24 protein-coding genes and 1 tRNA gene are annotated in these 26,929 nt (G+C 63.1%); 14 read left to right on the top strand and 11 right to left on the bottom strand.

Annotation, left to right across the window (positions count from 1 at the left end; all coding sequences use genetic code 11):
- Positions 1-126: 126 nt before the first annotated feature.
- The 4 genes from IPF49_01885 to IPF49_01870 form a co-directional block, all read right to left on the bottom strand.
- Positions 127-1,254 carry a glycosyltransferase family 4 protein gene (locus IPF49_01885; protein ID MBK6286396.1) on the bottom strand — a complete coding sequence of 376 codons (1,128 nt, stop codon included), beginning with the start codon at positions 1,252-1,254 and terminating at the stop codon, positions 127-129.
- A 487-nt stretch (positions 1,255-1,741) separates the two neighbouring features.
- A complete protein-coding gene (locus IPF49_01880; GenBank protein ID MBK6286395.1) occupies positions 1,742-3,304 on the bottom strand; it encodes an amidase in 1,563 nt (520 codons plus the stop codon).
- Between the two features lie 138 nt (positions 3,305-3,442).
- On the bottom strand, positions 3,443-4,963 hold the full coding sequence (locus IPF49_01875) for an arylsulfatase (protein MBK6286394.1): 1,521 nt from the start codon (positions 4,961-4,963) through the stop codon (positions 3,443-3,445).
- Between the two features lie 331 nt (positions 4,964-5,294).
- Entirely contained in the window at positions 5,295-5,648 is a 354-nt protein-coding gene (locus IPF49_01870; protein ID MBK6286393.1) for a hypothetical protein, read from the bottom strand.
- A 331-nt stretch (positions 5,649-5,979) separates the two neighbouring features.
- Between IPF49_01870 and IPF49_01865 the strand changes: the two genes are divergently transcribed.
- Positions 5,980-6,056 (top strand) — tRNA-Arg (locus tag IPF49_01865).
- A gap of 161 nt (positions 6,057-6,217) precedes the next feature.
- Here IPF49_01865 and IPF49_01860 read toward each other — a convergent pair.
- From IPF49_01860 to IPF49_01850, 3 genes are all read right to left on the bottom strand, one after another.
- The gene (locus IPF49_01860; GenBank protein MBK6286392.1) at positions 6,218-6,616 is read right to left on the bottom strand and encodes a DUF1254 domain-containing protein; all 399 of its coding nucleotides are present in this window, start codon (positions 6,614-6,616) and stop codon (positions 6,218-6,220) included.
- Positions 6,609-7,244 (bottom strand): DUF1214 domain-containing protein, encoded by a 636-nt coding sequence (locus tag IPF49_01855; protein ID MBK6286391.1) that lies wholly within the window; start codon positions 7,242-7,244, stop codon positions 6,609-6,611. The genes IPF49_01860 and IPF49_01855 overlap by 8 nt, the downstream gene beginning before the upstream one ends.
- A 146-nt stretch (positions 7,245-7,390) precedes the next feature.
- Positions 7,391-8,059 carry a glutathione S-transferase family protein gene (locus IPF49_01850; protein MBK6286390.1) on the bottom strand — a complete coding sequence of 223 codons (669 nt, stop codon included), beginning with the start codon at positions 8,057-8,059 and terminating at the stop codon, positions 7,391-7,393.
- Positions 8,060-8,243: 184 nt separating this feature from the next.
- Here IPF49_01850 and IPF49_01845 point away from each other — a divergent pair, with 184 nt between their 5' ends.
- Positions 8,244-9,479: an acetyl-CoA C-acetyltransferase gene (locus IPF49_01845; protein MBK6286389.1), complete on the top strand. Its 1,236-nt coding sequence runs from the start codon at positions 8,244-8,246 to the stop codon at positions 9,477-9,479.
- Between the two features lie 20 nt (positions 9,480-9,499).
- Here IPF49_01845 and nhaD read toward each other — a convergent pair whose 3' ends face one another.
- Positions 9,500-10,849, bottom strand: a complete 1,350-nt coding sequence (nhaD, locus tag IPF49_01840; GenBank protein ID MBK6286388.1) for a sodium:proton antiporter NhaD — start codon at positions 10,847-10,849, stop codon at positions 9,500-9,502.
- Between the two features lie 306 nt (positions 10,850-11,155).
- On the opposite strand from nhaD, the gene IPF49_01835 reads away from it, so the two are divergent.
- Positions 11,156-13,651: a TonB-dependent receptor gene (locus IPF49_01835; GenBank protein MBK6286387.1), complete on the top strand. Its 2,496-nt coding sequence runs from the start codon at positions 11,156-11,158 to the stop codon at positions 13,649-13,651.
- Positions 13,652-13,714: 63 nt separating this feature from the next.
- Here the strand turns inward: IPF49_01835 and IPF49_01830 are convergent, their stop codons facing one another.
- Positions 13,715-14,587: a TIGR03619 family F420-dependent LLM class oxidoreductase gene (locus tag IPF49_01830; GenBank protein ID MBK6286386.1), complete on the bottom strand. Its 873-nt coding sequence runs from the start codon at positions 14,585-14,587 to the stop codon at positions 13,715-13,717.
- A 420-nt stretch (positions 14,588-15,007) separates the two neighbouring features.
- Here IPF49_01830 and IPF49_01825 point away from each other — a divergent pair, with 420 nt between their 5' ends.
- From IPF49_01825 to IPF49_01785, 9 genes are all read left to right on the top strand, one after another.
- Positions 15,008-15,466 carry a VOC family protein gene (locus IPF49_01825; GenBank protein ID MBK6286385.1) on the top strand — a complete coding sequence of 153 codons (459 nt, stop codon included), beginning with the start codon at positions 15,008-15,010 and terminating at the stop codon, positions 15,464-15,466.
- Positions 15,467-15,534: 68 nt separating this feature from the next.
- Positions 15,535-16,404, top strand: a complete 870-nt coding sequence (locus IPF49_01820; GenBank protein ID MBK6286384.1) for an FAD binding domain-containing protein — start codon at positions 15,535-15,537, stop codon at positions 16,402-16,404.
- Between the two features lie 16 nt (positions 16,405-16,420).
- A complete protein-coding gene (locus tag IPF49_01815; protein MBK6286383.1) occupies positions 16,421-16,906 on the top strand; it encodes a (2Fe-2S)-binding protein in 486 nt (161 codons plus the stop codon).
- Positions 16,903-19,164 (top strand): xanthine dehydrogenase family protein molybdopterin-binding subunit, encoded by a 2,262-nt coding sequence (locus IPF49_01810; protein MBK6286382.1) that lies wholly within the window; start codon positions 16,903-16,905, stop codon positions 19,162-19,164. Before IPF49_01815 ends, IPF49_01810 begins: the two co-directional genes overlap by 4 nt.
- 1 nt (position 19,165) lies before the next feature.
- Positions 19,166-19,411, top strand: a complete 246-nt coding sequence (locus IPF49_01805) for a MoaD/ThiS family protein (protein ID MBK6286381.1) — start codon at positions 19,166-19,168, stop codon at positions 19,409-19,411.
- 58 nt (positions 19,412-19,469) lie between these two features.
- Positions 19,470-19,922: a hypothetical protein gene (locus tag IPF49_01800; protein ID MBK6286380.1), complete on the top strand. Its 453-nt coding sequence runs from the start codon at positions 19,470-19,472 to the stop codon at positions 19,920-19,922.
- The gene (locus IPF49_01795) at positions 19,919-20,410 is read left to right on the top strand and encodes a (2Fe-2S)-binding protein (protein MBK6286379.1); all 492 of its coding nucleotides are present in this window, start codon (positions 19,919-19,921) and stop codon (positions 20,408-20,410) included. The genes IPF49_01800 and IPF49_01795 overlap by 4 nt, the downstream gene beginning before the upstream one ends.
- A complete protein-coding gene (locus tag IPF49_01790; protein ID MBK6286378.1) occupies positions 20,407-22,587 on the top strand; it encodes a xanthine dehydrogenase family protein molybdopterin-binding subunit in 2,181 nt (726 codons plus the stop codon). Before IPF49_01795 ends, IPF49_01790 begins: the two co-directional genes overlap by 4 nt.
- A 171-nt stretch (positions 22,588-22,758) precedes the next feature.
- Positions 22,759-23,553: an SDR family oxidoreductase gene (locus IPF49_01785; GenBank protein ID MBK6286377.1), complete on the top strand. Its 795-nt coding sequence runs from the start codon at positions 22,759-22,761 to the stop codon at positions 23,551-23,553.
- Here IPF49_01785 and IPF49_01780 read toward each other — a convergent pair.
- Complete coding sequence (locus tag IPF49_01780) at positions 23,513-24,013, bottom strand: hypothetical protein (GenBank protein ID MBK6286376.1); 501 nt, start codon at positions 24,011-24,013, stop codon at positions 23,513-23,515. The two genes, IPF49_01785 and IPF49_01780, sit on opposite strands and share 41 nt — an antisense overlap.
- Positions 24,014-24,156: 143 nt before the next feature.
- Here IPF49_01780 and IPF49_01775 point away from each other — a divergent pair, with 143 nt between their 5' ends.
- Positions 24,157-25,266, top strand: coding sequence for an MBL fold metallo-hydrolase (locus IPF49_01775; GenBank protein MBK6286375.1), 1,110 nt, complete (start codon positions 24,157-24,159; stop codon positions 25,264-25,266).
- Here IPF49_01775 and IPF49_01770 read toward each other — a convergent pair.
- Positions 25,238-26,341, bottom strand: coding sequence for an SMP-30/gluconolactonase/LRE family protein (locus tag IPF49_01770; protein MBK6286374.1), 1,104 nt, complete (start codon positions 26,339-26,341; stop codon positions 25,238-25,240). The two genes, IPF49_01775 and IPF49_01770, sit on opposite strands and share 29 nt — an antisense overlap.
- Positions 26,342-26,445: 104 nt before the next feature.
- On the opposite strand from IPF49_01770, the gene moaC reads away from it, so the two are divergent.
- Positions 26,446-26,928 (top strand): cyclic pyranopterin monophosphate synthase MoaC, encoded by a 483-nt coding sequence (moaC, locus tag IPF49_01765; GenBank protein MBK6286373.1) that lies wholly within the window; start codon positions 26,446-26,448, stop codon positions 26,926-26,928.
- The last annotated feature ends 1 nt before the right edge of the window (position 26,929 follow it).

Raw genomic sequence — 26,929 nt, 5'->3', positions numbered from 1 at the left:
GGTAAAATCCGGCTGGCACGGTAATAGCCGTTCGATCGTCATTCGCCTCGGCTGGAAAGAATAGCATCTCAACCTTGCTGGCGCGCGCCACTGCCACGGCGACAGCGTGTAAATCGCGCGCGGACGTTAGCTGGCAGCGAACGGTGTCGAAGCGGCATACAGTTGCACGACGCGGGAGGAAAAATCCGCCAGCGCAAATGCCTGTGCAGACCGGTTGGCCGCAACGCCCATTTGCTGGCGCCGGGTTTCGTCACTCAACGCGGTATTCATGGCCTGCGCCAGGGCGGCCGGATCGTTTGGTGGTACCAGCCAGCCGGTTGCACCGTCCTCGATCATTTCGGGTATGCCACCGGTATCGGAGCCGATAACGGGAACTCCACAGGCCATCGCTTCCAGAACGACCACGCCCTGCGGCTCGAACAGGGACGGCACCACGACGACCCTGGCCTGGCGGATCAGTTGCGGCAATCGATCGTTCGCGACCCATCTGGCAAACCGCACCCGTGATCCGCACTCTGCCTGCAGCCGTTTGCGCAGCGGTCCGTCGCCTGCTATCACCACTTCCAGCGGGCGCGTCTGCAAGCGCAGGGCATCGAGCAATGTACGCAGGCCTTTCTCGATGGAGAGTCGACCGACATACAGGATGTCTATCTTTTTTTCTTCCGTCGGCGCGGGCACAAAGCGCCCGGTATCAATTGGATTGTGGACAACCGTGATCCGGTTCGGGGTGACGTCCTGCGCGAGCAGCAGTCGTTCCAGATAGCGCGATACCGGGACACATCGCACGGGTTGCCGAAAAACACAGCGCTCCGCCGCGCGATAGAAGCGCAGCGTCAACGCATCATCGCGGTAGACGCCCATCGTGGATTGCTCCTGCGCGAGGCCATGGATGACGAATGTCGCGGGAATTCCGTGAGCGGCAGTGACACGACACGCGGCACGCAGAAGCGAAGCCTTGTGGCAAACCACCAGTCCTACGTTGTGTTGCGCGACGAGCCTGGACAGCGCCCGGGATGCGAGCTTGGCATACAACGGTTCGCCTGGCAGCCGGTAACGCAGTCCACGCAGCGCCCGGGGCCAGATGTTGACCAGCCCGAACCGATCGGGAAACCGCAGCGCAAGCGGGTCAGTGGAGTGCGCGTCCGAAATCACGGTCACGTTGTTCCCCGCCTGCAGCAGTGCTTCGACTTCATGTCGAGCGCGATTTGCGACTGCCCCGACATCCTGAAAACCGATCAGGATCTGCACGATCATGGCCGTTTCCCTATTCGCACATTCCAGCTTCATCATCCATCGGATACCCTTCGAGTGACCGATTCAGGAAATCTCCCCGGCGGCGTGCCGCAATGTGCGCGCCGAACGTGGTTGCCGCAGTCCGGTGCTTCGTACGATGGGTGGATTCATGCGGCAGAACCGGTTCGCGTCCGGCCGTTGCCGCAGGTCGCGATGAAGTATAGCAACTGCTCTTCCGTGCCGCCGGGCGCTGACACAATGGGCGATTTGCAGGAGGATGGGCGCCGTCTGCCATTCTCTCGGGGTCGACAGCGAGTGGCATCGGCATCGCGAGTCTCTACGGACTCGAGATCGGCTGGTCCGCACGCAAGGAGCGGTTGCGTGCAAACACCGGGGAGTTGATCGAGCGCGCTCCAGAGTTTTCTCGAATACCCCGTACCTGTTCGGGATAAATCATTCGACAAATCCCGGCGTTGCCGGGATAGCGTTCAACAATCCGCGTGATCGATCAGGCGATGGGCGGGCGACGCTCCGCCCAGGGTGCGGCCACTTCGAGCTGCGCAGCGAGCTTCAGCAGCGTGAGCTCGTCGCCAAAGCGCGCGGCGAACTGCGAGCCGATCGGCAGACCCTGGGTATTCCAGAACAAGGGTACCGACATCGCCGGATGACCGCTGATATTGTAGGGTGACGTGAAGGGGCTGGCATCGGCCGCGACCTGCATGAAGCGCTCGTAAGGCTGATCCAGCGACAGTTCGCCGAGCTTCGGCGGCGGTATCGGCATGACCGGCGACAGCAGCACGTCGTAGCGTGTCAGGAACTCGTCCAGGATGCGCCCGACGCGATCGAAGGTCGTACGCGCACGGTAGAGGCGCTCGGCATCGTATTTTGTGGCTTCCTGGATATTGTGCCAGGTTACTTGCTCCAGGTCCTGCTCGGTCACGGCGCGCCCAAGCACCTTCTCACGGTCCCGGATCGTCACCAGCACACCCGTGCCGACCATGGTGCCGAGCGCGGTGAATGCCTCCATCACCGGCAGTTCAGGCGCAGCCGGCTCGACGTGATGGCCGAGCGACTCGCAGAGTTTCGCCGCGTGCGCAAGTGCTGCCTTGCAGTCCTCGTGCACCGGCCGCCCGAAGGGATTCGTTTCCCAGAGTGCGATGCGCAGACGCTTCGGCGCGCCACCGAGCTGCGCCGCGTACGATGGCTCCGGTTGCAGGGGCACGACGCGGCTGCCGGGCTCGGGTCCCTGCGCGATGTCGAGAAGTACCGCAGAGTCACGTACCGTGCGCGTGATCGCATGCATCGTCGAGAGACCCATCCAGTTCTCGATTGATTTCGGGCCGAAAGGCACCCGCCCGCGGCTGGGCTTCAGCCCGAAGAGCCCACAGTTGGCCGAGGGAATGCGGATCGAGCCGCCACCGTCGCTGGCGTGCGCTGCGGGCAGGATGCCGGCGGCTACCGCCGCTGCGGCCCCGCCCGAGGAACCTCCCGCGCTGTAGTCCCGATTCCAGGGGTTGCGCGTCAAGCCCCAGAGCTTTGATTCCGTCGTGGCCGTCTGACCGAGTTCGGGACTCGCGCTCTTGCCGAAAATCACGAGGCCGGCGGCCCGGTAGCGGCTGACGAACGTGCTGTCATAATCGGCGACCGCGTCGCGGAAAAAGACCGAGCCATTGCTGGTCACCGTACCACGCAGTTGCAGGCCCAGATCCTTCAGCAGCATTGGTACACCGGCAAGCGGCCCGGCGGGCAGACCGGCCCGTACCGCTTCGCGCGCGAGCTCGTAGTGTTTCAGCACCACGGCATTCAATGCCGGATTCACGGCCTCGGCACGTGCGATCGCGGCTTCCAGCACTTCGGCGGCACTGACTTCGCGCTTGCGCACGAGTTCGGCGAGCCCGGTGGCGTCATGGCGGGCGTAGTCGGCGAAAGCCAGGGGTGCCGCCTGCGCGCCGCGGGCAACCCCGCCGAGGAGCGCGACGGCCGCCGCACTCGCCGTAGTCTGGAGGAAGCGGCGGCGCTCATCGTCGGCGCATTTGTTGTCTGCCGGTGGTTCATGTGACAGTTCTGACATACGAGACTCCGTTTCAGGTTGAGCGTGAGCGTCGTTCGCGCGACTCGAGCAGCGCGCTGACGCGATTCCAGCGGGCGTCCGGGGAGCGGTTCCATCGAGTGATACCACAACCCGGTGCCCACGATACATCGTTACGTATCAGAGTGCGGTCCAGGGGCTGACGACCTGCTCCTGCAGGATGATCCCCATGGTGCGCTGGTAATCCTGCCAGCCCGCTTCCAGCGACCGAAAAATTTCGGGATGTTGGGTAGACAAATCGTGTGTTTCACCGGGATCACGTGCCAGATCATACAACGCCCACTCGCCGGAGCCGTTGGGCTGACTCACAAAGACGAGCTTCCAGTCGCCGCGACGAATGGCACGCTGGCCAAACAGCTCCCAGCCGAAAACCTCATCGGCATCATGGACGGTATCGGATTGGCGCATCAAGTAGGGCAACAGGGAACGGCCGCCGAAGGCCTCGGGTTCTTTGGTCTGCTCCACGCCTGCCAGTGACAATAGGGTAGGGACGATATCCAGTGCAGTGGCAAAGCGCTTTTCGATGCTGCCCTGGCGCGCAAATCCGGGGTAGCGGAGGATGAGCGGGCTCAGCAGGCCACCCTCGGTGATCACGGATTTATACAAGCGGTGCGGTGCCGTGCCAGTCTGCGCCCAGCTCGGGCCATAGGAGAGCATGGAGTCGACCCCACCCCAGTCCTCTGGCCGGCCTTCGTCGATGGGAGGGAAGCCGGGCACCTTTTCGGCAAGGCTCGACAGCGTGTCGCCGGCGGCCCCGTTGTCGGACATGAAGATCACCACGGTGTTGTCCAACTGGCCTGACTTGCCGAGCTGGTCGATGACGCGACCGATGTTCCAGTCCATGCGCTCGACCATCGCCGCGTAAATTTCCATTTTCCGCGCATAACCTTGTTGTTCAGGCTTGCTGAAACTCTCCCATTTCCGCTGGGTTGCCGGTGGCTCCAGGTTGATATCAGCGGGCAGGATACCCAGGGCCTTCTGGCGTTCCAGCCGTTCACGCCGCAGGACATCCCAGCCGGCATCGTAGCGTCCCTGGTAGTGCGCGATGCTTTCCTTTGGTGCCTGCAGGGGCCAGTGCGGTGCGCTGAAAGGAAGGTAGGCGAAGAACGGCTTGTCCGTGGGCCGGGACAGGTATCCGAGCAGCTTGTCAGTGAAATAATCCGATGAGTAAAAGTCATCGGGTATCGCTACTGACTGGCCGTTCTCCGTATAGTGTGCACCGCCGAGTGAGGACGGCGGCAGGTTTGGTTTGCCGAAATGGTTGTGACCGGCCTCGAGCAGCGCGAACACCTCCTCGAATCCCCGGCTTGCCGGATCGAACGCCGGCTCGACACCCAGGTGCCACTTGCCACTCATGATGGTGTGATAACCCGCCGTGCGCAGGCGCTCGGCGACCGTCGGCACATTGAGGTCGAGATGCCCGAGATAGCCGGGATGGCCCTGCTGCGCAGGAGTAATCAGCTCCTGCATGTTGGCCAGACCCGCGCGATGGTGATCCACCCCGGTCATCAACATGGCGCGCGTGGGGGAACAGGTGGCTGCCACGTGGAAGCCGGTCATGCGCAGACCGTCGGCGGCCAACCGGTCAATGTGGGGTGTGGCGATTTCGCCACCGAAAGCACCGACATCGGAAAAGCCCATATCGTCGGCCACGATCAACAGTATATTGGGGCGCGCAGCCGTGGCTGCGGCATTGCACACAGCCGGCAGGGCTAACAGGAGTGCGCACAGAATGCGCCGGTAATGCCGGCGAAATGTGAATCTACGCACGGTGAATCCTTTGCATTTTTTCCGCTTGAAACTCGATTATATATGCAGCCGGCGTTGTGCGCCGGCTCCCGCACGTGCGACAGTCGAGCGTACCGCTGTGTGGACTGGCCATGCCGGCCAGGTATCGAAAGAGGTCGTCAACCTGATAGGCGATCTCGGCACCCCTGACGCACCGCAAATGTAAACTGCCTGTGGCAGATCCTCAGATCACCTTGGTTTTATCGCGATCGCTGAACTTGCAGTCTTCGAAGGCGCCTGGCGAGCCGTACCGGACATGGGCTTCACACAGGCTCTCCTGGACCATCCACTCGCCTTTTTCGTCGGCATACGACGCCTTCGGCATTTCCACTTCGCTGCCCGCATAGCACTCGTAGATGGTGACGCTGGCCGGCTGCACGCCAATGCTCCGCAGATGGTTGCAGACGCTGCAGAAGGTGTCGCCGAACCAGTCTCTGGTCAGCTCCTCCGGATCTTCAAAGATCCGGTAGCTGGCGTGGTAGGTATAGGGGATGTCCTTGTTGTATCTGGACCCAAACAGGCGTTCGAGTAACTTCACCGGACTCCTCCAATGCTGGACGCTTTCTCACTGTACAAGCCCGGTCAGGCCATGTGGTTGATCTGAATCAGAATCCTGCTGCATTCATCACCAGCGGATTCTCGAAGTCGATCAGCACGCTCGTGTGAGCGAGAGCGGCTCAGGCACCACCCGCGGGTATGGCTTGAAGTACAGGTGGTTGACGCGGCGCGCTGCGTCGGGGGAAAGCTCGCACAGGGCCATGGCGCCTCACTATACTGTCACTGCGTCAACTCGATAACTGCCAGCATAACTGCCAGCAGATTGTAACGAGGAAATCGGGAAGTCGCAGAAAGTGCTTGTTTCAAGACACGCGCCCGTAGCTCAGTTGGATAGAGCAGCGGCCTTCTAAGCCGTTGGTCGGGGGTTCGACTCCCTCCGGGCGCGCCAATCAAGCAGAATGAGTTGCGGTGAATCATGCATCCCGTCGCACTTCGCAAGTGCCTGGCAAGTACAGTGGAGTGCATGCAGTCGGTAAGTGCAGCGGCGCCGCAACTGCCGCAATCGCATGCGGCATTCACCTGCCTGTGCCTGATACGGCGCCGGTCGACTTACTCGTTGGCGAGATAGTCCGCGAACGGAATCAATTCAAGCTGGTCCTGAGCCTTGCGCGCTGCGGCAAGATCTTCCTCGGTCGTTGCGAGAAAGCGATAGACCAGCCATACCTTGTTTGATGTGGCCTCGATTATCGGCAGACGTGTGCGATCGCCAGTGAATCCCGGGGGAACGAGCAATGCAGCCGTCGCGTGGCCCTTGCCGTGCGTACGTGAGCCAAGGTAGCCGAATACGTCGCTTCGATCGTCCATCATCTGCACGTTCCAGTATTTGTCAAAAGCCGGTACATACACGACGACAGGTCCATTGTGCAGATCGATCACAGCGGATGAATAGAGCGTATCCCGGTTGGGCTTGACGACATCACGTGCACTGGCGGTGGCGAGCTCACGCATATGGTAGAACTTGTTCCAGGCACCGGTGTTTCGCACTTGCATGTTCTGGATGAGAAAAATCAAACCACTCGGAAAGACAAGGACCAACAGGCTCGTCGTCAATGCGCAACTGATCAGGGTGAGTGACAGAAGCTTCCACAGCCTGGAGATGCTGCTCATCATGGCGCCCCATCGAGTTGTGTGATCGTGGGCAGCGTTGTGGTCTCCGGCGCATCCAGTACCGCACGCGATGCCCCGTAGTAACGCAATAACAAGCTGAAGTTTCCCGAGGGCGGGGCTGACAGCCAGTTGGCTTCTCGGAGGGGGCATCACGCGAGACCACGATATCGAAGGAGCCCTCGGCATTCCTGCGCAGCGGGATGCCGTTGCTTAGCGAATAATGTTCGGCGGGGTTGCGGGACAGCTTGTCCTCCTCGTCGTAGAGCGTCAGGCTCCAGAACTCGCTGACATCGGGTTCGCCGCTGAAGTGGACGACATAATTCCTTGAAGAGTGCAGCGCCGCATCCCGAGAAGTACGGGCGGCATGCCAATAAATCGCTTCGTCGATGGTATTGGAACCGACGGCGTAGCGCGCAATCGCCGCTCGTACCAAGGGGCTGCTGTCGGCGCTGCCGGCGTCTGGATGCATGCTCCAGGGACCATTGCGGATGCCTGTGTGGTTATAGGCCGTGCGCGTATCAATTCCGTAACCGGCACGCCAAGAAGCATGCCGACCAATATGGCCAAGGCCATGAAACGCTTCTTCAATGGTGCGTTGGTCACGAGAATCGTTCCTTATCCAGCGGCGCTTGGTCCCCGTTGCTTGGTGTAAGCCTGCTCGACTTCAAGCACCCGCCTGATGACCGGTTCTTCCCTGATGCTCCCCAGATAGCGCACCAGTGCTGGCCAGCGTCTTGCGTCCGGTCGAAAGTCGGCCATTTCAGCATTGATAAAGCCGGTGAGAATCGAGATATCGGCAATGCTGAAGTGTCCGCCCAACAGATAGTGCCGCTCGCCGACCAGCTCCTCCAGATAGTTGAACATGGGCGGTAGAAAGTGTTCGATGATTTTCGTCACACGATCTTCATCGGTGGGCTGTTTGTACACCAGAGGTTTTATCATGCGCTCCAGGCACACACCGCGCAGCAGCCCGTCCTGCAATGCCGTGTCGGCGTACTCCTCGATCCAGAGGGCGTGTGCGCGGTACACAGGGTCCTGCGGGTAGAAGGCAGGCTCGGGGTAACGACTCGCGAGATAGTCGCAGATGACGGATGAGTCGCAAAGTGTCACATCGCCATCACGAAATGCGGGTATCTTGCCCAGCGGACTCATGCGGACAAACCCTGCATCCTTGTCGTGGGGCAGCACATCGACGATCTCGCACGGCAAGCCCTTGTGCTGCAGCGTGACGTAGACTTTGCGCGCATAGGGCGACAGGACGTTGCCATAAACTCTGATTGTCACGGAGGCTCCTCGGGCTCGGGTCAACAGCGTATCGCGCGGGCGAGCGAAGCTGTCGTCATCGCAACGTGTGTCGATAGTATCCGCATTGAACCCGGATCGTATGCATCTCTGTCCTGATAAACAGGCCATGGTCCGGTAGCATATGCCAAAAGGCCGTTGAAATTTTCATATTTGGGAGTTGGCAATGAACGAAGCATGGATCATAGACGCATGCCGCACGCCGCGCGGCATTGGCAAGGCCGGCAAAGGCGCGCTCGCGGGTATGCATCCGCAGCAGCTTGGCGCCACCGTGCTGAAGGCACTCGCAGCGCGCAACTCGATCGACACGGCCGAGGTCGACGACATCGTCTGGGGTACCAGCATGCAGCGCGGTATCCAGGGCGGCGATCTCGGGCGCATGGCGGCGCTGGATGCGGGTTATGACGTCCGTTCGAGCGCGGTCACGCTGGACCGTTTCTGCGGTTCGGGGATCACCAGCGTCAGTATGGCGGCCAGCTCGATCATGGCGGGGATGGAGGATCTGGTGATCGCCGGTGGCACCGAGATGATGTCCACCTTCGGCCAGGGCGGCGGCGAGCAATCGCCGTTCATGGACAACGGCAATTTGCGGCTGCGTGCCGTTCATCCGCAACCGCACCAGGGCGTGTGCGCCGATGCCATCGCCACGCTGGAAGGCATCGGCCGCGAAACGCTGGATCGACTGGCCCTGCTCAGCCAGCAACGTGCCGCGCACGCGATCGCCAACGGTTACTTCGCGCGCAGCCTGATACCCGTCCATCATGAGGACGGACACCTGGCTCTCGACCGGGAGGAGTTCCCGCGCACGGATACCACGCTCGAGTCGCTCGCGCAGCTGAAACCGTCTTTCGCCGGGCTGGCCGACTACGCGCTCGACGAGCGGGGCACCACTTTTGCCAGCCTGGTGCGCATGAAGTACCCGGAGCTGAGGATCGAGCACGTGCACCACGCCGGCAATTCCTCCGGCGTGGTCGACGGCGCCGCCGCGTTGTTGCTGGCCTCGCCGGATTATGCGAAGAAGCGGGGCTGGAAGCCGCGCGCGCGTGTCGTGGCGATGGCGAACATGGGCGACTCCCCGACACTGATGCTGAACGCACCGGTGCCTGCGGCACGCAAGGTATTGCAAAAGGCCGGACTGACGCTTGCCGATATCGACCTGTTCGAGATCAACGAAGCGTTTGCGGTGGTCGCGGAAAAATTCATCCGCGACCTCGGGCTCGATCGTGACCGGGTCAACGTGAACGGCGGCGCCATGGCGCTCGGTCATCCGATAGGTGCTACCGGCGCGATCCTGATCGGGACGTTGCTCGACGAACTCGAACGGCGCGGCCTGCAACGGGGCCTGGTCACCATGTGCGCGGGGGGAGGCATGGCGCCGGCGATCATTATCGAGCGGATATGATCTGCGTACCGCCGGTGTGCTTACAGCAATCGCGGCACAAAGATCACCGCGGTGCCGGCCACATAGCCGAGCAGGGCAAGACCGCCGATATTGCGCGCATACCAGAAGAAATTGATCCGTTCCATGCCCATCGCGGCCACACCCGCGGCCGAGCCGATGATCAGGCAGCTGCCACCCGTGCCGGCCGCGAAAGCCAGGAACTCCCAGATCGAGGCATCCATCGGGTAGACGCTGAGGTCATACATCCCCATCGCGGCAGCAACCAGCGGCACGTTGTCGACGACCGCGGACAGCAGCCCGATCAGGAACACGATGATGCTGATATTGCCGACCGACTGATCGAGCAGGCTTGCGGCCTGGCCGAGCAGGCCGGATGCCTGCAGCGCGGATACGGCGGTCAGTATGCCGAGGAAGAACAGTACGCTGGGGGTATCGATGCGACGTATGATTTTCAGTATATGGGTGCCGGATTCCATGGCCGATTCCCGATCGTCGTGCAACAGCTCGGAGGTGACCCACAGCACGCCGAGGCTGAACAGCATGCCCATGAACGGCGGCAGATGCGTCACGGTCTTGAATACGGGCACGAACAGCAGCCCGCCCATGCCCAGGGCAAAGATGATGTTGCGATGAGAGCGTGAAATGACGTGCGAGGTGGTATCACCGTTCGCCTCGGGCGTGGTGATGCGCTGACCATGCAGGCGCCATGACAGCCACAGCAGCGGCACGGCAAGACAGGCCACCGCGGGCAGGAACAAGCCCTGGATGATTTTCACCGTGGATATCTGACCACCGATCCAGAGCATGGTGGTCGTCACGTCGCCGATCGGCGACCAGGCACCACCGGCGTTGGCCGCGATCACGATGATCCCGGCGAAAAAATAGCGGTCCGACTGCTCCTTGATCAGCTTGCGGATCAGGGAAATCATCACGATGGTGGTCGTCAGGTTGTCGAGTGCCGCTGACAGGAAGAACGTCACCAGGCCGATGGTCCACAACAGCGTCACGGTCTTGGTCGAACGGATACGATCGGTAATGATCGAGAAGCCACCGTAGGTATCGACCATCTCCACGATGGTCATCGCGCCGAGCAGGAAGAACAGGATGCTCGCGGTCTCGGCAAAGCCTTCCAGCAACTGATGGTGGCTAACCCAGGAGATGGCGGTCTCCGCGGCTTCCTTGCCCGAATGTTCGTCCAGGAAAGCCTGCGGCAGTGCGCTCAGGTCCACCAGGTGGGGCGCCGCGAGCACATAAACCGTCCAGCACAGCACCCCGGTGAGCACCGCCGAGGCGGCCTTGTCGACGTGGATGTTGTGCTCGAGAACGATACAGCTATAGCCGATGATGAAGATCGCGACGATGGCTAACAGGGGCAATGGCATGAACGGGCTCCAGGCTGGGGCAGGGGTTGGGGTGTCTCATCAGCTGCAAAAAGCGGCGGCACATTCGCATGATCGGTGGGGGCCGCGCAAGGGGAAAAGGCGCGGATGTGGAATCGTGCCACAAGGTGTGCGTGGCCGGTGCTTCGGAGCCGGCGCAGACCGTCCGCGACCGTCCGGGACTTGCGCTGCACGTGCAGACAAGGCTACTTTTAGCCTTGCGTGATTCGGATTTGCGGCTCGGTGGCTGATCGCGCTGAAAATATCTATAAATGTATATATCCCGAGGACTACAAGATGAAGACATTCCGCGCTTCGCGCAATACCCTTGCCTTGTCCATTTCCGTGACACTCTCATGTCCGGTGGCACTTGCCCAGGAAAGCGGTTTCGCTCTCGAGGAGATCGTGGTCACCGCCCGAAAACGCGAGGAGAACCTGCAGCAGACACCGATCGCGGTGTCGGCTTTTTCGGGTGAACAGCTGGCACGCAGCGGAATCTTCAATATTTCCGACTTCAACAAGGCCGTTCCCGGCATGGAAGTGCAGGCAGGCAACGGCGTCGCCGGTGTCGCCAATATCTATATACGCGGCGTCGGGCAACGCAACACGGAGCCGAACGTCGACTCCGGGGTGGGCATCTACCTCGATGGCGTCTATATCTCGCGCGCGGACGGCGCCTTGCTGGACATGAACGATGTCGGCTCGGTGCAGGTGCTGCGCGGACCGCAGGGCACGCTGTTCGGCAAGAACACCACCGGTGGCGCGCTGCTGATCGAGACCAACCGGCCGAGCGAGGAGCTGGAAGGCAAGGTCAGCGTGACGCTCGGCAATTACAACCAGCTCGACGGCGCGCTGGTCGTGAACCTGCCGTTGATCGACGACACGCTGTACACCCGGCTGTCGCTGATGTCGATCAATCGTGACGGCTATATCCACAACACCACGCTCGGTACCGATTACAACGATGCGGACCGCATGAGCGGTATCTGGCAGTTGCGCTGGCTGGCGAGCGAGAACCTGAGCGCCGACCTCAACCTCAATTACGCGAAGACCCGGCAGCGCCCGCGCGGTCTGCAGTGCTCGCCCTCATCGGAGAACTTCGGCAGTGGCTGGCTGGCGACCCTGCAGAACGGTGCGATCAAGCCCTCGCACGGCGGCAAATCGGTGGAAGACCTGTGTCTGGATTCGGCGGCCACCGACAAGGACACCATCATCCAGGATCTCGGTGGCGGTTATGACGCCGAGAACAAGGGGGCCTCGGTTACCCTGGACTGGGATCTCGGCGACAACATGGGGCTGAAGAGCATCTCGGCGTGGCGCAACACGGTGGCCGGTCAGGCCGATGACCTGGACCCGCTGGCAATACCCTTTCAGCACCGCAGTAACCAGTTTCCGTTTGCCAGGGATCGTGACACCGACCAGTACAGTCAGGAGTTCGACTTCACCGGCGAAACCGGGGCGCTCACCTATATCGCGGGCCTCTATTACTTCAAGGAAGAGACCACCGACTCGCGCACGGTGGGAATCACCGGACCCTTCTTTATCGTGAACCCGGCCATTCCGGCGATCTTTGATGCGGTGTCCTACACCGCCAATGCCACCGGCCTGGCGACCGATAACGAGTCCTACGCGGCTTTCCTGCAGAGCGACTGGGCATTCGGCGAAAAATGGAAACTGACCACCGGCATCCGCTACACCAAGGAAACCCGCGAACTCGAGCGCACCTCGTATCTGCCCGTCATCAGCACAATTTCCACCACCGGCACGGTGATTCCCACCAGCGGAATCTTCCTGATGCCCAAGGGTACCTTCAATCCTGATCATGACTACGAGCAGAGCGATTATGACCGCGACGATGTGGACGATGACGCATGGACACCGCTGGCCAGCCTTAGCTACCAACTGGACGGGACGGGCTTTATCGAGACCGGCTCCGCCTACATCACCCTGAGCAAGGGTTTCCGTTCCGGTGGGCTATCGGAGTCCCCGACCGCCGATCTCGAGGAGTTCGATCCCGAGGAAGTGGTTTCCGCCGAACTCGGTCTCAAGTTCGATGCGCTCGACAGCCGCCTGCGGGTGAACATGGCGCTGTTCGATCTGCAGTACGACGACCGTCAGCTGACCACGATTGTGGTCTCGCCGCAGGGACGAATCGCGGGCGCGACCGTCAACGCCGACAAGTCCAGTGTGCGGGGCCTGGAGATCGAGAGCACGATCCTGCCGGTCGACAACTTGCAGATCACCGTCAATGCCGCGTGGTACGACGGCGAGATCGAGAAATGGGAGGATGTACAGCTCAGTCTGAATACCTCGGGCCTGGTTCCGGGCGCGGGAAACGACGTGGCTCCGGTTCCCAGCGGGCCGAGTTGCGAAATCTCGGCGACCGTAGTCGAGAATGTCGGTGCGGTGGAGTCCTGTGTCATCGACCGTTCGGACGAGAATCTGCCGCGTCTGCCGGAGAAGGCCTTCACGGTTGCCGCGCAGTATTTCTTCGATACCTCGGTCGGTACCGTGATCCCGCGGCTGCAGTACAGCAAGAAATTCGAGATCGATGCCTGTTTCGATCGCATCAGTTGCACCTCGGGCGATTTCCTGTCCGATCACGAAGACCTCAGCGCGCGCCTCACCTGGGTGGACAGGGGGCAGAACTGGTCGGTGTCGGCGTACGTCAACAACATCACCGAGGAGGATTACGTGATCGGCGGCCAGCCGCTGTACGACGCCTGGGGCTTTGGCGGTTATGTGTATGCGCCACCGCGCATGTACGGCGCGGAGTTCAGCTTCAACTGGTAATCGTCCGCAACACCCGGCAACGCCGGCGGAATCGCCGGCGTTGCCGTTTCGGAGGCGGGCGGATCAGCGCGATTTGGCGATGATGTTTTCCGCGTACCAGTTGATCTCCCCGAGCTTGTGCTCGAGGCTGGTGTCGGGCGCCTTGGCGTAGGCGTCGCGGAAGGCCACGATCGATTCATGCACGCCGATATCCTCGAGGCGTTTCACGCCATCGGTCGAGTAGGCCTCGGCGGTCATCGCGTGGTATTCGAACGGCAGCTTGTCGCGACCGTATTCGGCTCGATACGCATTGATCTTGCGCTGGTATTCGACATAGCCGGCCAGGTCCGTACCGGCGCTGATCCAGCCATCTCCGAGCCGTCCGGCGCGTTTGAGAGCGACATCGGCATGTCCACCGATCAGGATCGGCACCGGCTGAGTGGGTACCGGGCAGATCTTGAGCGGATCGATCTGGAAAACCTCGCCCTCGTAGCCGAAATAGTCACCGCTCATCAGGCCGCGAATGATGTCGATTATTTCGTCCATGCGCTTGCCGCGCCCTTCCCACGGCACCTGGCAGGCGGCGAAGTCCTCCGGCCAGGGGCTGAGACCCACCCCGAGGGCGATGCGATTATTGCTCAGCACGGCCAGGCTGGACAGTTGCTTGGCCACGATCAGCGGTTGCCGGATTGCCAGCTTGACCACCGAGGTTGTCATGCGCAGGCGGGTGGTTACCGCCGCTGCCGCCGCCATCGCGATGAATGTTTCGATAAACGGTACACCGTCGAGGAATTCGCGGCTGCCATCATCGTTGTACGGATACTTGGTGCTGGTTTGCTGCGGATAGCAGATGCCATCGGGAAAAGTGAAGCTGTCGAACCCCGCCGCTTCGACGGCGCGGGCCAGCGGGATATATTGATCGGGTGCGCACATCGAGGCGTGGTAGGCGAAACGCATGGAAATTTCCTCTGTCGGTTTGAATCCAGGTAAATCGGTACAATCCCTTGTAGCGGCCGGGAACCCGTGGATCCCGTAGAACTTGATACGCGGGGCGGAGCAGATTGGATCGGTTGCTAAAATAACCCATATCGCGGCGCGGCGGTAACGCGATTTGCGTCATGAGCGGATGACAATTGCGTTCAGCCCTCGATTGCCGCTCAGCCATTGGCGGGGCTCGCTCGCGCGAAGCGGCCCAGGGGTTCGGCGCGCAGAGGCAGCCGGACGGTGCTGCGCAGGCCCACGATGTGATCATCGATGCGACGGAAACTGCCGAGTCGATGCGCCAATGCGCGAGGCTACCAAACCGTAATTGCGGGGCGGTCGGGGATCACCGATACTCCCGCCCGAATCCGGACCGGTTGCGATGGGAGAAGGAGCATGATTCTCGGTGTGAACCACGTTGCGATAGCGGTGGCCGATATGCGGGGCGCGCTCGATTTCTATTGCGGGGTGCTGGGATTTGGCGTGGTCATGGAGGCAGAACTGCCGCCCGGGGTCGAGACGCTCAACCGCGCATTGGGCATCGTCAATGCGGCCTGCAAGGTGCGGATGGTGCGCAAGGGGAATTCCTGCATCGAGTTGTTCGAGTTCGCCGAGGGCGAGGAAGGTGATTCCGCCCGTCCGGTGAACCGTCAGGGGATTACCCACCTGGCGCTGGCGAGCGACGATTTCCAAACGGACTACGATCGCCTTGCCGCCCATGGCGTCGTGTTCAATGCGGCACCATTTGGCGCGTCACCGCAGCGCTTTGCCTACGGGCGCGATCCGTTCGGCAACGTGATCGAGTTGCTCGAGCATGCATCCGATGATGCCATCGCTCTGCGCTATGCCGATTGAGCTTGCGGGCGTTGCCCTGCTGACGCGGTGCCGATATGCTGAACACGAATTCCTGACGGGTACCCGAGGTGAAAGTGGAACGATTCTGCGCACCGCAGACGATCGATGAGGCCGTGGCCCTGCTGGCCGCGCAGCGGGGGAGCTTCGCGCTTGGCGGTGGCACCGATTTGCTGGTCCAGATGCGCAGCCGCGCGAAAGATCCGCGTGCCATCATCGACCTGAAACGCATCGCCGGGATGCAGGGCGTGGAAATCACGGCCACCGGCGCGCACATCGGCGCGGCAACCAGCTGCCATACACTGGGTTCGAATGCCGAGCTGGCACGCATCTGGCCGGGCCTGATGGAGGCCGCGACCCTGATCGGTTCGAAACAGGTGCAGGGTCGGGCCAGCCTCGGCGGCAATCTGTGCAACGCCTCACCGGCCGCGGATTCGGTGCCGGCGCTGGTTGTCAATCGCGCCACGGCGCAGATCGCCGGGCCGGACGGGACGCGCAGCGTCGCGGTGGAGGACTTCTGCACGGCGCCCGGCCAAACGGTGCTTGGAGCTGGCGAATTGGTGCACGCGTTGTTGCTGCCGCTGCCGGCGGCGCGGTCCGCCGATGCCTATCTGCGCTTCATTCCGCGCAGTGAAATGGACATTGCCGTGGTCGGCGCCGCGGTGTCGCTGACGCTCGACGGGAGCGGACGCTGCGTGGCTGCGCGCGTCGCGCTGGGTGCGGTGGCCCCGACCGTGCTGCTGGTGCCTGCGGCGGCGGCCGCCCTGGTTGGCTCGTCTCTGGAGGGCGAGGCGCTCGCGGCGTGTGTGGCGGCGGTTCGTGCCGCGGCACGTCCAATCACGGACCGGCGCGGAACCGCCGATTTTCGTCGTCATGTGGCGGGCGTGCTGGTGCGCCGCGCCATCGCTATCGCGGCGCGGCGCGTAGCCGCGCGATCCTGAATCCGGAGAAGAATCGATGGCAATGCATATACGCAGCACCGTGAACCGCGAGAGCGTGGAGTTCCTGTGCGATCCCGATCAGAGCGCACTCGAGGTGCTGCGCGATGTGCTTGGTCTGACCGGCACCAAGGAAGGCTGCAATTCGGGTGATTGCGGCGCTTGTTCGGTGCTGCTCGATGGCACACTGGTGTGTGCCTGCCTGGTCCTCGGGGCGGAGCTCGAGGGCCGCAGCGTCACGACTATCGAGGGGGTTGCCGATGGTCCGCAGCTGCATCCGCTGCAGCAGAAGCTGCTAGAGCACAATGCGCTGCAGTGCGGGATCTGTATCCCCGGAATCGTGATCGCCGCCAAAGCCCTGCTGGAACGCAATCCCGATCCCAGTGAAACCGAGTTGCGCTTCGGCCTGGCCGGAAATCTCTGTCGCTGTACCGGTTATGACAAGATCATCCGCGCGGTGCTCGATGCCGCGAGCAGCATGCGGGCGGAGGCATCCGCGACATGAATGAGCAGCAAACCGGCGCGATGCGTTATGTAGGCACCCGTCCACCGCGTCCCGACGGTGCCGACAAGGTCAGCGGTCGTGCACTCTTTGGTGCCGATGTCTCGTTACCCGGCATGGTGTGGGGCGCGGTGCTGCGCAGTCCGCACGCCCATGCTCGCATACTCGGGATCGATGCCGGTGCTGCGCTGCGGATGCCGGGTGTGCTCGCGGTAGTGACCGCGGAAGATTTCCTTGCTTCCCCCGAGGGCGAAGCGGCGGGGGGTGAAGCGCAAGTTTCGCTGGCGGATCTCAGCCGCAACGTGCTGGCACGCGAGAAAGTGCTGTATCACGGCCATGCTGTCGCGGCGGTTGCGGCGACCACGCAGCGTCTGGCACGCGCCGCCCTCGATGCGATCAGGGTCGAATATCAACCGCTTGGCGCGGTGCTGGACCTCGACAGCGCGATGGCGCCTGATGCGTCGCTGGTGCACGAGGAGATGCTCACGCAGGGCGCGGAGCCCGCGGCCACGCAGCCGTCGAACATCGCCTCGCGCATGGCGATGCAGAAGGGCGATGTGGAGCAAGGTTTCGCCGAAGCCGAAGTGGTGCTGGAGCGCACCTACAGCTGTTCGATGGTCCACCAGGGCTATATCGAGCCGCATGCCTGCCTGGCCACGGCGAACGCCGATGGGCAGGTCGATTTGTGGTGCTGCACCCAGGGCCAGTTTGCGGTGCGGGCCAATGTCGCTGCGCTGCTGGGGATGGATGAGGCGGATGTACGAGTCATTCCGACCGAGATCGGCGGGGGTTTCGGCGGCAAGACCACGGTGTACCTGGAACCGGTGGCAGTCGCACTGGCGCGCAAATGCGGGCGTCCGGTCAAGATGCAGATGAGTCGCGAGGAGGTGTTCCGTGCCACCGGGCCGGCCTCGGCTACGCGGGTATGGGTGAAGATCGGGGCGCGCCGCGACGGAACGCTGACCGCGATGGACGCGCGGCTGGAATACGAGGCCGGCGCATTCAAGGGTTCGCCCGCGATACCCGGCGCAATGACGGTGTTTGCCTCCTACGATGTGGCGCATCAGCGCGTGGAGGCTTTCGATGTGGTGGTGAACAAGCCCAAGGTGGCGGCCTATCGCGCTCCCGGGGCGCCACAGGCCATACTGGCGTCGGAGTGCCTGATCAACGAGCTGGCCACCGAACTCGGCATCGATCCGCTGGAGTTGCGGCTGCGCAATGCGGCGGATGAAGGGACGTGCACGATCTATGGCGCGCCCTTCCAGGCGATTGGTCTGCGCGAGTGCCTGCGCCGGGCGCAAGCGCACCCGCATTATTCGGCGCCGCTGGCGCCGAACCAGGGACGTGGCGTCGCGATCGGTTTCTGGTTCAACGTGGGGTTGCAGTCGAGTGCTTCGGTGAATCTCACCGAAAACGGCAAGGTGCTCCTCGAAGAAGGCAATCCCGATATCGGTGGCTCGCGTGCCTCGCTGGCGCTGATGGCGGCCGAGACCCTGGGTGTGCCCTACGAGAATGTGCGACCGGCGGTGATGGATACCGCGAGTATCGGCTACAGTGATCTGACCGGCGGCAGCCGCACCACCTACGCGACCGGCTATGCGGTGATCGAGGCTTGCAGGGACCTGATCGGCAAACTCGTTGCACGCGCGGCGCAGATCTGGGAAGTGGAGCCAGCGCGTATCAATTGGCGCGACGGCGCGGCTTGGCACCCGGAAAAGGGTGGTGAAAAGCTCGGGATCGGCGAACTGGCGCGGCTTGGTGAACGCACCGGCGGACCGTTGAGCGGGCAGGGCGCGGTGAACCTGCAAGGCGCGGCGCCCGGTTTCGCGGTGAACATCGCCGATGTCGAGGTGGATCCGGAAACCGGTCGCAGCCGGGTGACGCGCTTCACCGCGATCCAGGACGCAGGCCGTGCCATTCACCCGGATTTTGTCGAAGGCCAGATGCAGGGTGGTGCCGCCCAGGGTATCGGCTGGGCGCTGAACGAAGCGTTCTGTTTCGATCGTAACGGGGTGCTCGAGAATCCCGGATTTCTCGATTACCGGATGCCGGTGGCATCCGATCTGCCAATGATCGATACGGTGATCGTGGAGGTGCCGCATCCCGGTCACCCGCTCGGGGTGCGCGGCGTCGGCGAGACACCGATCTGTGCGCCGATGGCGGCGGTCGTCACCGCCTTGAATGCCGCCGCCGGTATCCGTCTCACCGAGGTGCCGTTGACTCCCTCGCGCGTGCTCGAGGCGATTCTCGCCCGAGGCTGAGATGGCGCGGATCGTGTTTCTCTCCGGCCAGCGGGCCTGGACCGGCGGCGTCGCCGAGATCGAGGTGGATGCGGCGAATTTCCGCGCTGTCGTGGCCGCGATCCGGCAGCGGTTTCCGTCGTTTCCGGAACAGGAACTGTGGCGTTGTGCGGTGGCCATCGACGGCGAGATCGTGGCAAAACCACTGCTCGAGCCGTTGAGTCCAAGCAGCGAACTGATCCTGATGCGACGCATTGCTGCCGGATGAGTCGGATGAGTGCGCTGCAGGACACGCTGGGCTCGCTGATACCCGGGAGGCCGGAAAATTGAAATTTGCGGTGATCGCGCTGAGCCTGCTCCTCGCGCTCGGTAGCGGCTGCGCCGCGACTACGGTTCCCGGGCAGCAGGGGGACGAGACGATCGATCGGCGCATTGCCGAGTGTTTTCGTATCGATGGCGTGAACAACTGGCGGGTGATCGACAAGCGGCAGCTGATCGTTTACGGGCCGGGGCGCAACGACGCCTGGCACCTGACGCTGTTCGCCAACTGCGAAGGGCTCGACTTCACCGAGGTGCTGGCGTTTCGTGCTCGCGGGAGCACCCTGATCTGTGGTGATCCGGGCGACGAGATCCTGTTTCGCGATCAGCGCTGCAGCATTGTGGCGGTGCGTGCGATCTCGCCGGCCGAAGCGGAGCTCCTGCGCAATCCCGGGTTGCACGATGATATCGGCAAGTTGCCACCTTCTGACACAACGCGATCCGGAGACGAGAGCGAATGACGGTTGAATTCGAATTGAACGGCGCACCGGCCAGTTGTGATGCTGATCCGCAGACACCGCTGCTGTGGGTGTTGCGCGAGGATCTCGCCTTGACGGGCACCAAGTTCGGTTGTGGCAAGGGTCTGTGCGGAGCCTGCACGGTGCATCTCGACGGCACGCCGGTGCGTTCCTGCACGCTGCCTGTTGCGCTGGTGACGGGAAAGGCGGTCACCACCATCGAAGGCCTGGGGCAGCAGGGCATTCATCCGTTGCAGCAGGCGTGGATCGAAGCGAATGCGCCGCAGTGCGGTTATTGCCAGTCCGGCCAGATAATGTCGGCCGCGGCGCTGCTCGCCACCAACCCCCAGCCATCGGATGCGGATATCGATGGCGCCATGTCCGGAAACATCTGCCGCTGCGGTACCTATCCGCGGATCCGGCGGGCGATTCATCGGGCCGCCGAGCTGCTGCAGGCTGATGCCGCGCAGCCGGTGGAGGTCGCGACATGAGCGCGCTGTCGCGCCGCGATTTTCTGCGGGTGGTGTCGCTTGCCGGCGGCGGCATCGCGCTTGGCATCGGCCTTGGTGGCTGCGCGGGCGAGCCCGCGCCGTGGCCCAATGCGCGCAGCGGAGTGTTTCAGCCCAATGCCTTCCTGCAGCTGGGCAGCGACGGGACGCTGACGCTGGCGATTCACAAGGCAGAGATGGGCCAGGGCGTCATGACGGGTCTTGCCACGCTGGTGGCCGAGGAGCTGGCGATCGATCCGCGCACCCTGCGCTTCGAGTTTGCCCTACCACATCCCGATTACCGCGGCGACGATGCCGTCATGGTCACGGGCGGCAGCGCCTCGATTGCCAGCAGTTTCGACACTCTGCGGCAGGCTGGCGCGGTCCTGCGCGAGTTGCTGACGCAGGCGGCGGCAAACGCGTGGCAGGCGAAGCCCGGCGACTGCGTTGCCGAGGACGGCATGATCCGGCTGCGTGATGGTTCGCGCGCGCTTGGCTACGGGGCGCTTGCCGAGGCTGCCGCGCGACTGCCGGTACCCGCGTCCGTGGCCTTGAAGGAGCGCGCCGATTGGCGCCTGATCGGCCGTTACGATGCGCGGGTCGATGCGGCCGCGAAGGTCGATGGCAGTGCGCAATTCTCGATCGACGTGCAGTTGCCGGGGATGCTGGTCGCGGTGCTTCTGCGCTGCCCGCATTTTGGCGGTTCGTTGCGCCGCTTCGATGCCGAAGCTGCCAAGGCCGTGCCTGGTGTGCGTCATGTGCTCACGGTCGATGGGGCGATCGCGGTGCTTGCCGATGGATACTGGCAGGCGCGCCGGGCGGCGGACCTGGTGCTGCCCGAGTGGGACAAGGGACCACATGCCGCGCTCGATTCCGCCGTGCTCGTCACCCGGCAGCAGCAGCTGCTCGACCAAGAAAGCGGAAAGATCGTGCGTGAGCAGGGCGAGCAACCCGCAGGGAACGCGACGAAGGTTGTAGAGGCAGAGTACCGGGTGCCGTACCTCGCGCATGCGACCATGGAGCCGATGAACGCAGTCGCCCGGGTCGGTGCGGCAAGTGCCGAGATCTGGGCTGGAAACCAGGCGCCGGATGTGTTGCAAGGACTCGTGGCGCGCGCGCTGGAGGTGCCGACTGCCAACGTGATTGTCCACTCGACCTATCTGGGTGGTGGGTTCGGGCGGCGCGTCGCGATGGATTTTGCGGTCGAGGCGGCGCTGGTGGCCAGGGCGGTAGGCGCGCCGGTAAAGCTGGTGTGGTCGCGCGAAGACGATATTCGGCATGATCTCTACCGGCCGGCGGCGTTGTCGCGGCTGCGCGCGGAAATCGATGTTAGCGGTACGCTGGTTTCGTGGCAGCACCGGATCGTCGCGCCGAGCATCATGGCGCTTGCGATGCCGGCGATGGGGCTGGCGATGTTGCCACAGTGGGTGCCGAACGGGGTGATGCGCCCGGTCGGGATGATGATCAGGGGCAGCGACGGGACTTCCGTCGAGGGGGCGAAGGAACTGCCCTATGAAATACCCCACCTCAGCGTGGAATACCTGCACCATGATCCGGGCGTGCCGATTGGCTTCTGGCGCTCGGTGGGTCACTCGCAGAACGCCTTTTTCGTCGAGTCGTTTGTCGATGAGGTAGCGCAGGCGATGGGCGAGGATCCTTGCGCGTTCCGGCTCGATCGGCTTCCCGCGGGCTCGCGCCAGGCCGCGGTATTGCGCCGTGCCGCGGACGAGGCGGGCTGGGGCAAGGCGCCGGAGGGCAGATTCCAGGGGCTTGCGGTGCATGAAAGTTTCGACACCGTGGTGGCCGAAGTGGTGGAGATTTCCGTGGCCTCGGGCAAGCCGCGAGTCCACCGGGTGGTCTGCGCCGTGGACTGCGGCACGGTGGTCAATCCGGACGTGGTGCGGATGCAGCTCGAAAGCGCAGTGGTGTTTGCGCTGTCGGCAGCGCTCTATGGCGAGATCACCCTGCGTGATGGCGCCGTGGAGCAGGGCAATTTCGACGATTACCCGGTGCTGCGCATGAGCGAGTGTCCGCAGATCGAGGTACATATGCTTGCCAGCGATGCGCCACCGAGCGGCATCGGCGAACCCGGGACGCCACCGCTCGCCCCTGCGCTTGCCAACGCCATATTCGCTGCCACCGGGCAACGCCTGCGCAGTCTGCCATTGAGGCTTGCCTGATATGCCGAAGTTCAGTCTTCTCGACGATCCGGGTTCATCCGTCGCTGACCGTGGTGATGTTCCGTAACTGTTCCATCCGCATGCCGGTGATACGGATCTCGCACTCGCGTAACGCAGACTGCACTTGTTCGAACAGCTGGTTTGGCCGTGATTAAAGGGGGGGGAGGGAGCATGAACAAGCGACTGGAACGGCGGGTGGCGGTGGTCACTGGTGCGGGGCAGGGAGTCGGACGCGGAATTGCGCGTCGCCTGGCGCTCGAAGGTGCGACGGTGGTGGTCGCTGAAATCAATCGGCAAAGCGGTGAGCAAGTTGCCGGCGAGTGCAGCGAGCTTGGCGGGCGCGGAGTGTTCATCCACACCGATGTGCTCAGCAAGGAATCGGTGGAGCAATGTATCGCACACTCGATCGAGAGCCTCGGCACGCTCGATATCCTGGTCAACAATGCCTACGCCGCGGGCCCGCCGCAGCGCCTCCAGGCAAAGCCGGAAGCCGATTTCCGCCTCGCGATGGATGCCTGCTTTTTTGCCGCACTGTGGTCGATGCAGGCCGCTTTCGGCACGATGCGCACGCAACGGCGCGGGCGCATCATCAACCTGTGCACGCTGAACGGCGTCAACGCACACCTGCATTCGGCGGACTACAACACCGCCAAGGAGGCGCTGCGCGCGCTGACGCGCTCTGCGGCGCGTGAATGGGCGGAGCATGGCATCACCGTGAACGCTATCTGTCCGGCGGCGGTCACGCCGGCCTACGAGCGCTTTCGCAGCGCGGCGCCGGAGCTGGCAAAGCGCATGCTCGAGCAGAATCCGATGGGCTATATGGGCGATGCCGAGCAGGATATCGGCGGGGTGGCGGCCTTCCTGGCCTGCGACGATGCGCGCTACCTGACCGGCAACACACTCTTCGTGGACGGTGGCAGTCATATCAACGGCGTGCAGTGGGCTCCGCCGCTGCCACCGGAATGACTGCGCCGGCGGCAAGTTCGCGGATGTGGGCGCAGAAATCCGGATCCTCTCCGATCAACAGGGCCTCCAGCACGTCGCGGAAATCCTCGCGTGCGCACCACTCGCGCATATAGTCCTCCCACGAGCGCCAACGCCGCAGTTTCGAGCCGCTCAAACCGTCCTGGTAGAGCAACAGGTAGGCGCGCTCGAACAGTGACACGAGCATGCCGAAAATCACCATCACGCGCTCCTGCTGTTCGTCGCTCAGCGCGGGTGTCCTGTTCATCGAGAACAGGTGCAGATCGGGATGCTCCAGCATCACCCGCAGGAACTCCTGGTAATTGTCGGAAATCGATTCGTAAACGGCATCCTGTTCGTTCAGGCGCTCCTTGCGCTGCTCGAACACGAATACCGCGATCGCGAGCGGCAGGCCCACCACGGTCACCACGTAACTCAACAACTCCCAGGTTTCGAGGCTCATCACGGCTACCTGCACACGGATTCTCGGGTGGTGTGGACGATGATACCGGAAGCGGCAGTGGCGCGGTTTGCCGATCGTTCATTTGCCATCGTCGCCAGCGCGTCGAATAATGCTCGCTCGCCGTCCCGCACAAGGAACCTTGCTTGAAAAACGAATTGCAGTATCCCTTCACGGAGCTTCCCGCGCCCGGTGGCGTGGTGCGGATCCAGGAAGGCGTGTTGTGGGTACGCATGCCGTTGCCCATGAAGCTCGATCACATCAACCTGTACCTGCTGGAGGACGATCGCGGCTGGTGGATCGTCGATACCGGTTTGCGGGGCGAGCGCACCCGCGCGCTCTGGGAGCAGGTATTCGCCGGCGCCCTCGGCGGCAAGCCGGTGATCGGACTGATCTGTACCCATTGCCATCCCGATCATATCGGGCAGGCGGGTTGGCTCAACGAACGCTGGAAGGCGCCGTTGTGGATGAGTTACGGCGAGTATTACACCGGACGTGTGTTTGCCAGCGCGGGCAAGGACGGGCCGGTGTGGGAAGCGCTGGATTTCTATGCCCGCGCCGGTGTGTCGCGCGAGTTTCTCGATGCGTTTGCGAAACATACGGGCGGGTTCCTCAAGCTTGTCGAACCGTTGCCGCGCACGTTCCGGCGCGTGGCGCAGGGCGATGTGCTGCATATCGGGGGATCGGGATGGGAGGCGGTGATGGGCCACGGCCATTCGCCGGAGCATCTGTGCCTGCTCAACCGTGAACGCAAGCTGATGCTCTCGGGAGACCAGGTGATTCCGATCATCACGTCGAACGTGAGCGTGATGGCGGTGGAACCGGAGGCAAATCCGCTGCGCCAATGGCTCGAGTCGCTGCAACGCTTCCGCGGGCTGCCTGATGACCTGCTGGTGCTTCCGGCGCACAACACGCCGTTCCGTGGTCTGCATCGGCGTCTCGAAGCACTGATCGAACACCACGAGGATCATCTGCTGGCGCTGGAGGAGGCCTGCGTCGAACCGCGCACGACCATGGAGTTGCTGCCGGTGATGTTTCGCCGCAAGCTCGACTCCGAGCAGATTGGGCTGGCGCTCGGCGAATGCATCGCGCATCTGAACCTGTTGCTCGAACGCAAACTGCTGGTGCGCGAGCTGGGTGAGGACGGGCTCTATCGTTATCGCTCGATCGACGCCACGCTGCCGAGCAGGGCGCGGCCCGGCAAGCATCGCCTCGATGACGATCCGATCATGGAGTTCGAGGGCGCGCCGATATAGCCGTCAGTGGTACCCGCAGGATGCGATCGCCGGCGTAGGAACCGAGGTACAGTGCATCTCCTGCCTGCTGGGCCACCGTGGCGGCTCCCATCGGGGCGCCGGCGTGGCGGAAAACGGTGCGGGACTGCATGCTCTGCGGATCGATTTCGACAATCGCGAATGCTGCCGGGCAGGCGCCCTCGGTCACCAGGTAGCAGCCCCGCGACTCGCTGTAACCACCGATGTGGGAAGCAACCAGCAGGCGCCCGTCGGCGTCCCACTGGATGTTGTCCGGGGCATCGACCTTGGCGATGCCCAGCAAGCGCCCGTCCGGATAGGAAATCTTGCGCACCTCGCCTGCCAGGTAGCCGTCCACGTACATGGTGCGACCGTCGCGCGCCAGCTGGATGCCGTTCGGAAATGCGGTCTCGGTGCCCGCAACCGCGTTGCAGCCGCCGTTATCGCAGTGCACGACGTGGCCAGTTGCAAAGCCGAGCATGCCTTTCAGCATATGCAGGTTGATCGAGCGCAACGTCGGTCCGCTTTTGGGGAACATGTGGGTGGCGAGGAAGCCGCCCTCGGGCAATGCGACCACATCGTTCAGGTACGAATCGGGCGGTGGCAGTACGCAACCGCGCCACTCGAGATGATGGCCGGCCGAGTCATCGGACAATTCGAAATACTCGACGCTCTCGCGTCCGCCATGGTTGACCGCCAGCACCTGCCAGCGGCCGTCCGCGCGCCGCGAGAGATGGATGCCATGGGGCGAGAACGCCGTCCCGGGTGGCGTGGTACAGCTGGGTTGCCCCCAGTATTCATCACTGGGCTCGGTAAACTGGGGCAGGCGGGTGATGGTTTCGCTGCGGGTGTCGAACAATACCAGGGAGCCGGGACTGTTGGTTTGCGGTGAACCCATCTCGCTGATCAGCAAGGTGCGCGAATCCCCGAGCAGTTCCATGTCCTCGGGGCGTGAAAAGCCGCATACCGGCGCGAGCTCACCGAGCGCCGCGCAACCGGTGATGCGCTCGCGCGGCGAGCCACAGCCACCCAGCAATACCATACCCAGCAGCAGCACGATCGCGCGCATGGTTGTCATCTCCCCTGGTCCGCAAGGCTATGGTAGTGTGCCGGGGCATTGACGGCCAGCCTCCCCGGACGGACCGCTCGCGCGTCATCGACAGATCATCAACAGGAGCGAGAATGGCGGCGGAATTGACTCATTTGAATGAGGCGGGCGAAGCGCGCATGGTCGACGTTGGCAGCAAGCCGGTGAGCGAGCGCGAGGCGGTCGCGGAGGCGCTGGTACGGATGCGTCCGGCAACGCTGGCGTTGATCCTGAGCGGCGGCCACCACAAGGGCGATGTGTTTGCGGTGGCCCGTATCGCGGGCATCCAGGCAGCCAAACGCTGTGCGGATCTCATACCACTATGCCATCCGCTGGGGCTCGATGCGGTCGAGATGCACCTCGAGGCGCTCGCAGCGCAATCGACGGTTCGGATCGTGGCCCATTGCCGGCTGCACGGGCGAACCGGGGTGGAGATGGAGGCATTGACCGCCGTCTCGGTGGCGGCTCTCACGGTATACGATATGTGCAAGGCGGTCGATCGTGCGATGGTGATCGAGGGCGTGCGACTGGTGGAAAAGCGTGGCGGGCGCTCCGGGCATTGGCGGGCAGGAGACTGAG

Source organism: Gammaproteobacteria bacterium (assembly GCA_016705365.1).
Lineage (GTDB): Bacteria > Pseudomonadota > Gammaproteobacteria > Pseudomonadales > UBA5518 > UBA5518.
The sequence above is the reverse complement of the archived record's forward strand: the minus strand, read 5'-3'. Positions and strand labels throughout refer to the sequence as shown.

Coding starts and splice junctions, on each gene's coding strand:
- IPF49_01885 (MBK6286396.1), bottom strand. CDS start 1,254: ATGATCGTGCAGATCCTGATCGGTTTTCAGGATGTCGGGGCAGTCGCA.
- IPF49_01880 (MBK6286395.1), bottom strand. CDS start 3,304: ATGTCAGAACTGTCACATGAACCACCGGCAGACAACAAATGCGCCGAC.
- IPF49_01875 (MBK6286394.1), bottom strand. CDS start 4,963: ATGGGCTTTTCCGATGTCGGTGCTTTCGGTGGCGAAATCGCCACACCC.
- IPF49_01860 (MBK6286392.1), bottom strand. CDS start 6,616: ATGCGTGAGCTCGCCACCGCCAGTGCACGTGATGTCGTCAAGCCCAAC.
- IPF49_01855 (MBK6286391.1), bottom strand. CDS start 7,244: ATGCATCCAGACGCCGGCAGCGCCGACAGCAGCCCCTTGGTACGAGCG.
- IPF49_01845 (MBK6286389.1), top strand. CDS start 8,244: ATGAACGAAGCATGGATCATAGACGCATGCCGCACGCCGCGCGGCATT.
- IPF49_01835 (MBK6286387.1), top strand. CDS start 11,156: ATGAAGACATTCCGCGCTTCGCGCAATACCCTTGCCTTGTCCATTTCC.
- IPF49_01830 (MBK6286386.1), bottom strand. CDS start 14,587: ATGCGTTTCGCCTACCACGCCTCGATGTGCGCACCCGATCAATATATC.
- IPF49_01825 (MBK6286385.1), top strand. CDS start 15,008: ATGATTCTCGGTGTGAACCACGTTGCGATAGCGGTGGCCGATATGCGG.
- IPF49_01815 (MBK6286383.1), top strand. CDS start 16,421: ATGGCAATGCATATACGCAGCACCGTGAACCGCGAGAGCGTGGAGTTC.
- IPF49_01810 (MBK6286382.1), top strand. CDS start 16,903: ATGAATGAGCAGCAAACCGGCGCGATGCGTTATGTAGGCACCCGTCCA.
- IPF49_01805 (MBK6286381.1), top strand. CDS start 19,166: ATGGCGCGGATCGTGTTTCTCTCCGGCCAGCGGGCCTGGACCGGCGGC.
- IPF49_01795 (MBK6286379.1), top strand. CDS start 19,919: ATGACGGTTGAATTCGAATTGAACGGCGCACCGGCCAGTTGTGATGCT.
- IPF49_01790 (MBK6286378.1), top strand. CDS start 20,407: ATGAGCGCGCTGTCGCGCCGCGATTTTCTGCGGGTGGTGTCGCTTGCC.
- IPF49_01785 (MBK6286377.1), top strand. CDS start 22,759: ATGAACAAGCGACTGGAACGGCGGGTGGCGGTGGTCACTGGTGCGGGG.
- IPF49_01780 (MBK6286376.1), bottom strand. CDS start 24,013: ATGAGCCTCGAAACCTGGGAGTTGTTGAGTTACGTGGTGACCGTGGTG.
- IPF49_01770 (MBK6286374.1), bottom strand. CDS start 26,341: ATGACAACCATGCGCGCGATCGTGCTGCTGCTGGGTATGGTATTGCTG.
- moaC (MBK6286373.1), top strand. CDS start 26,446: ATGGCGGCGGAATTGACTCATTTGAATGAGGCGGGCGAAGCGCGCATG.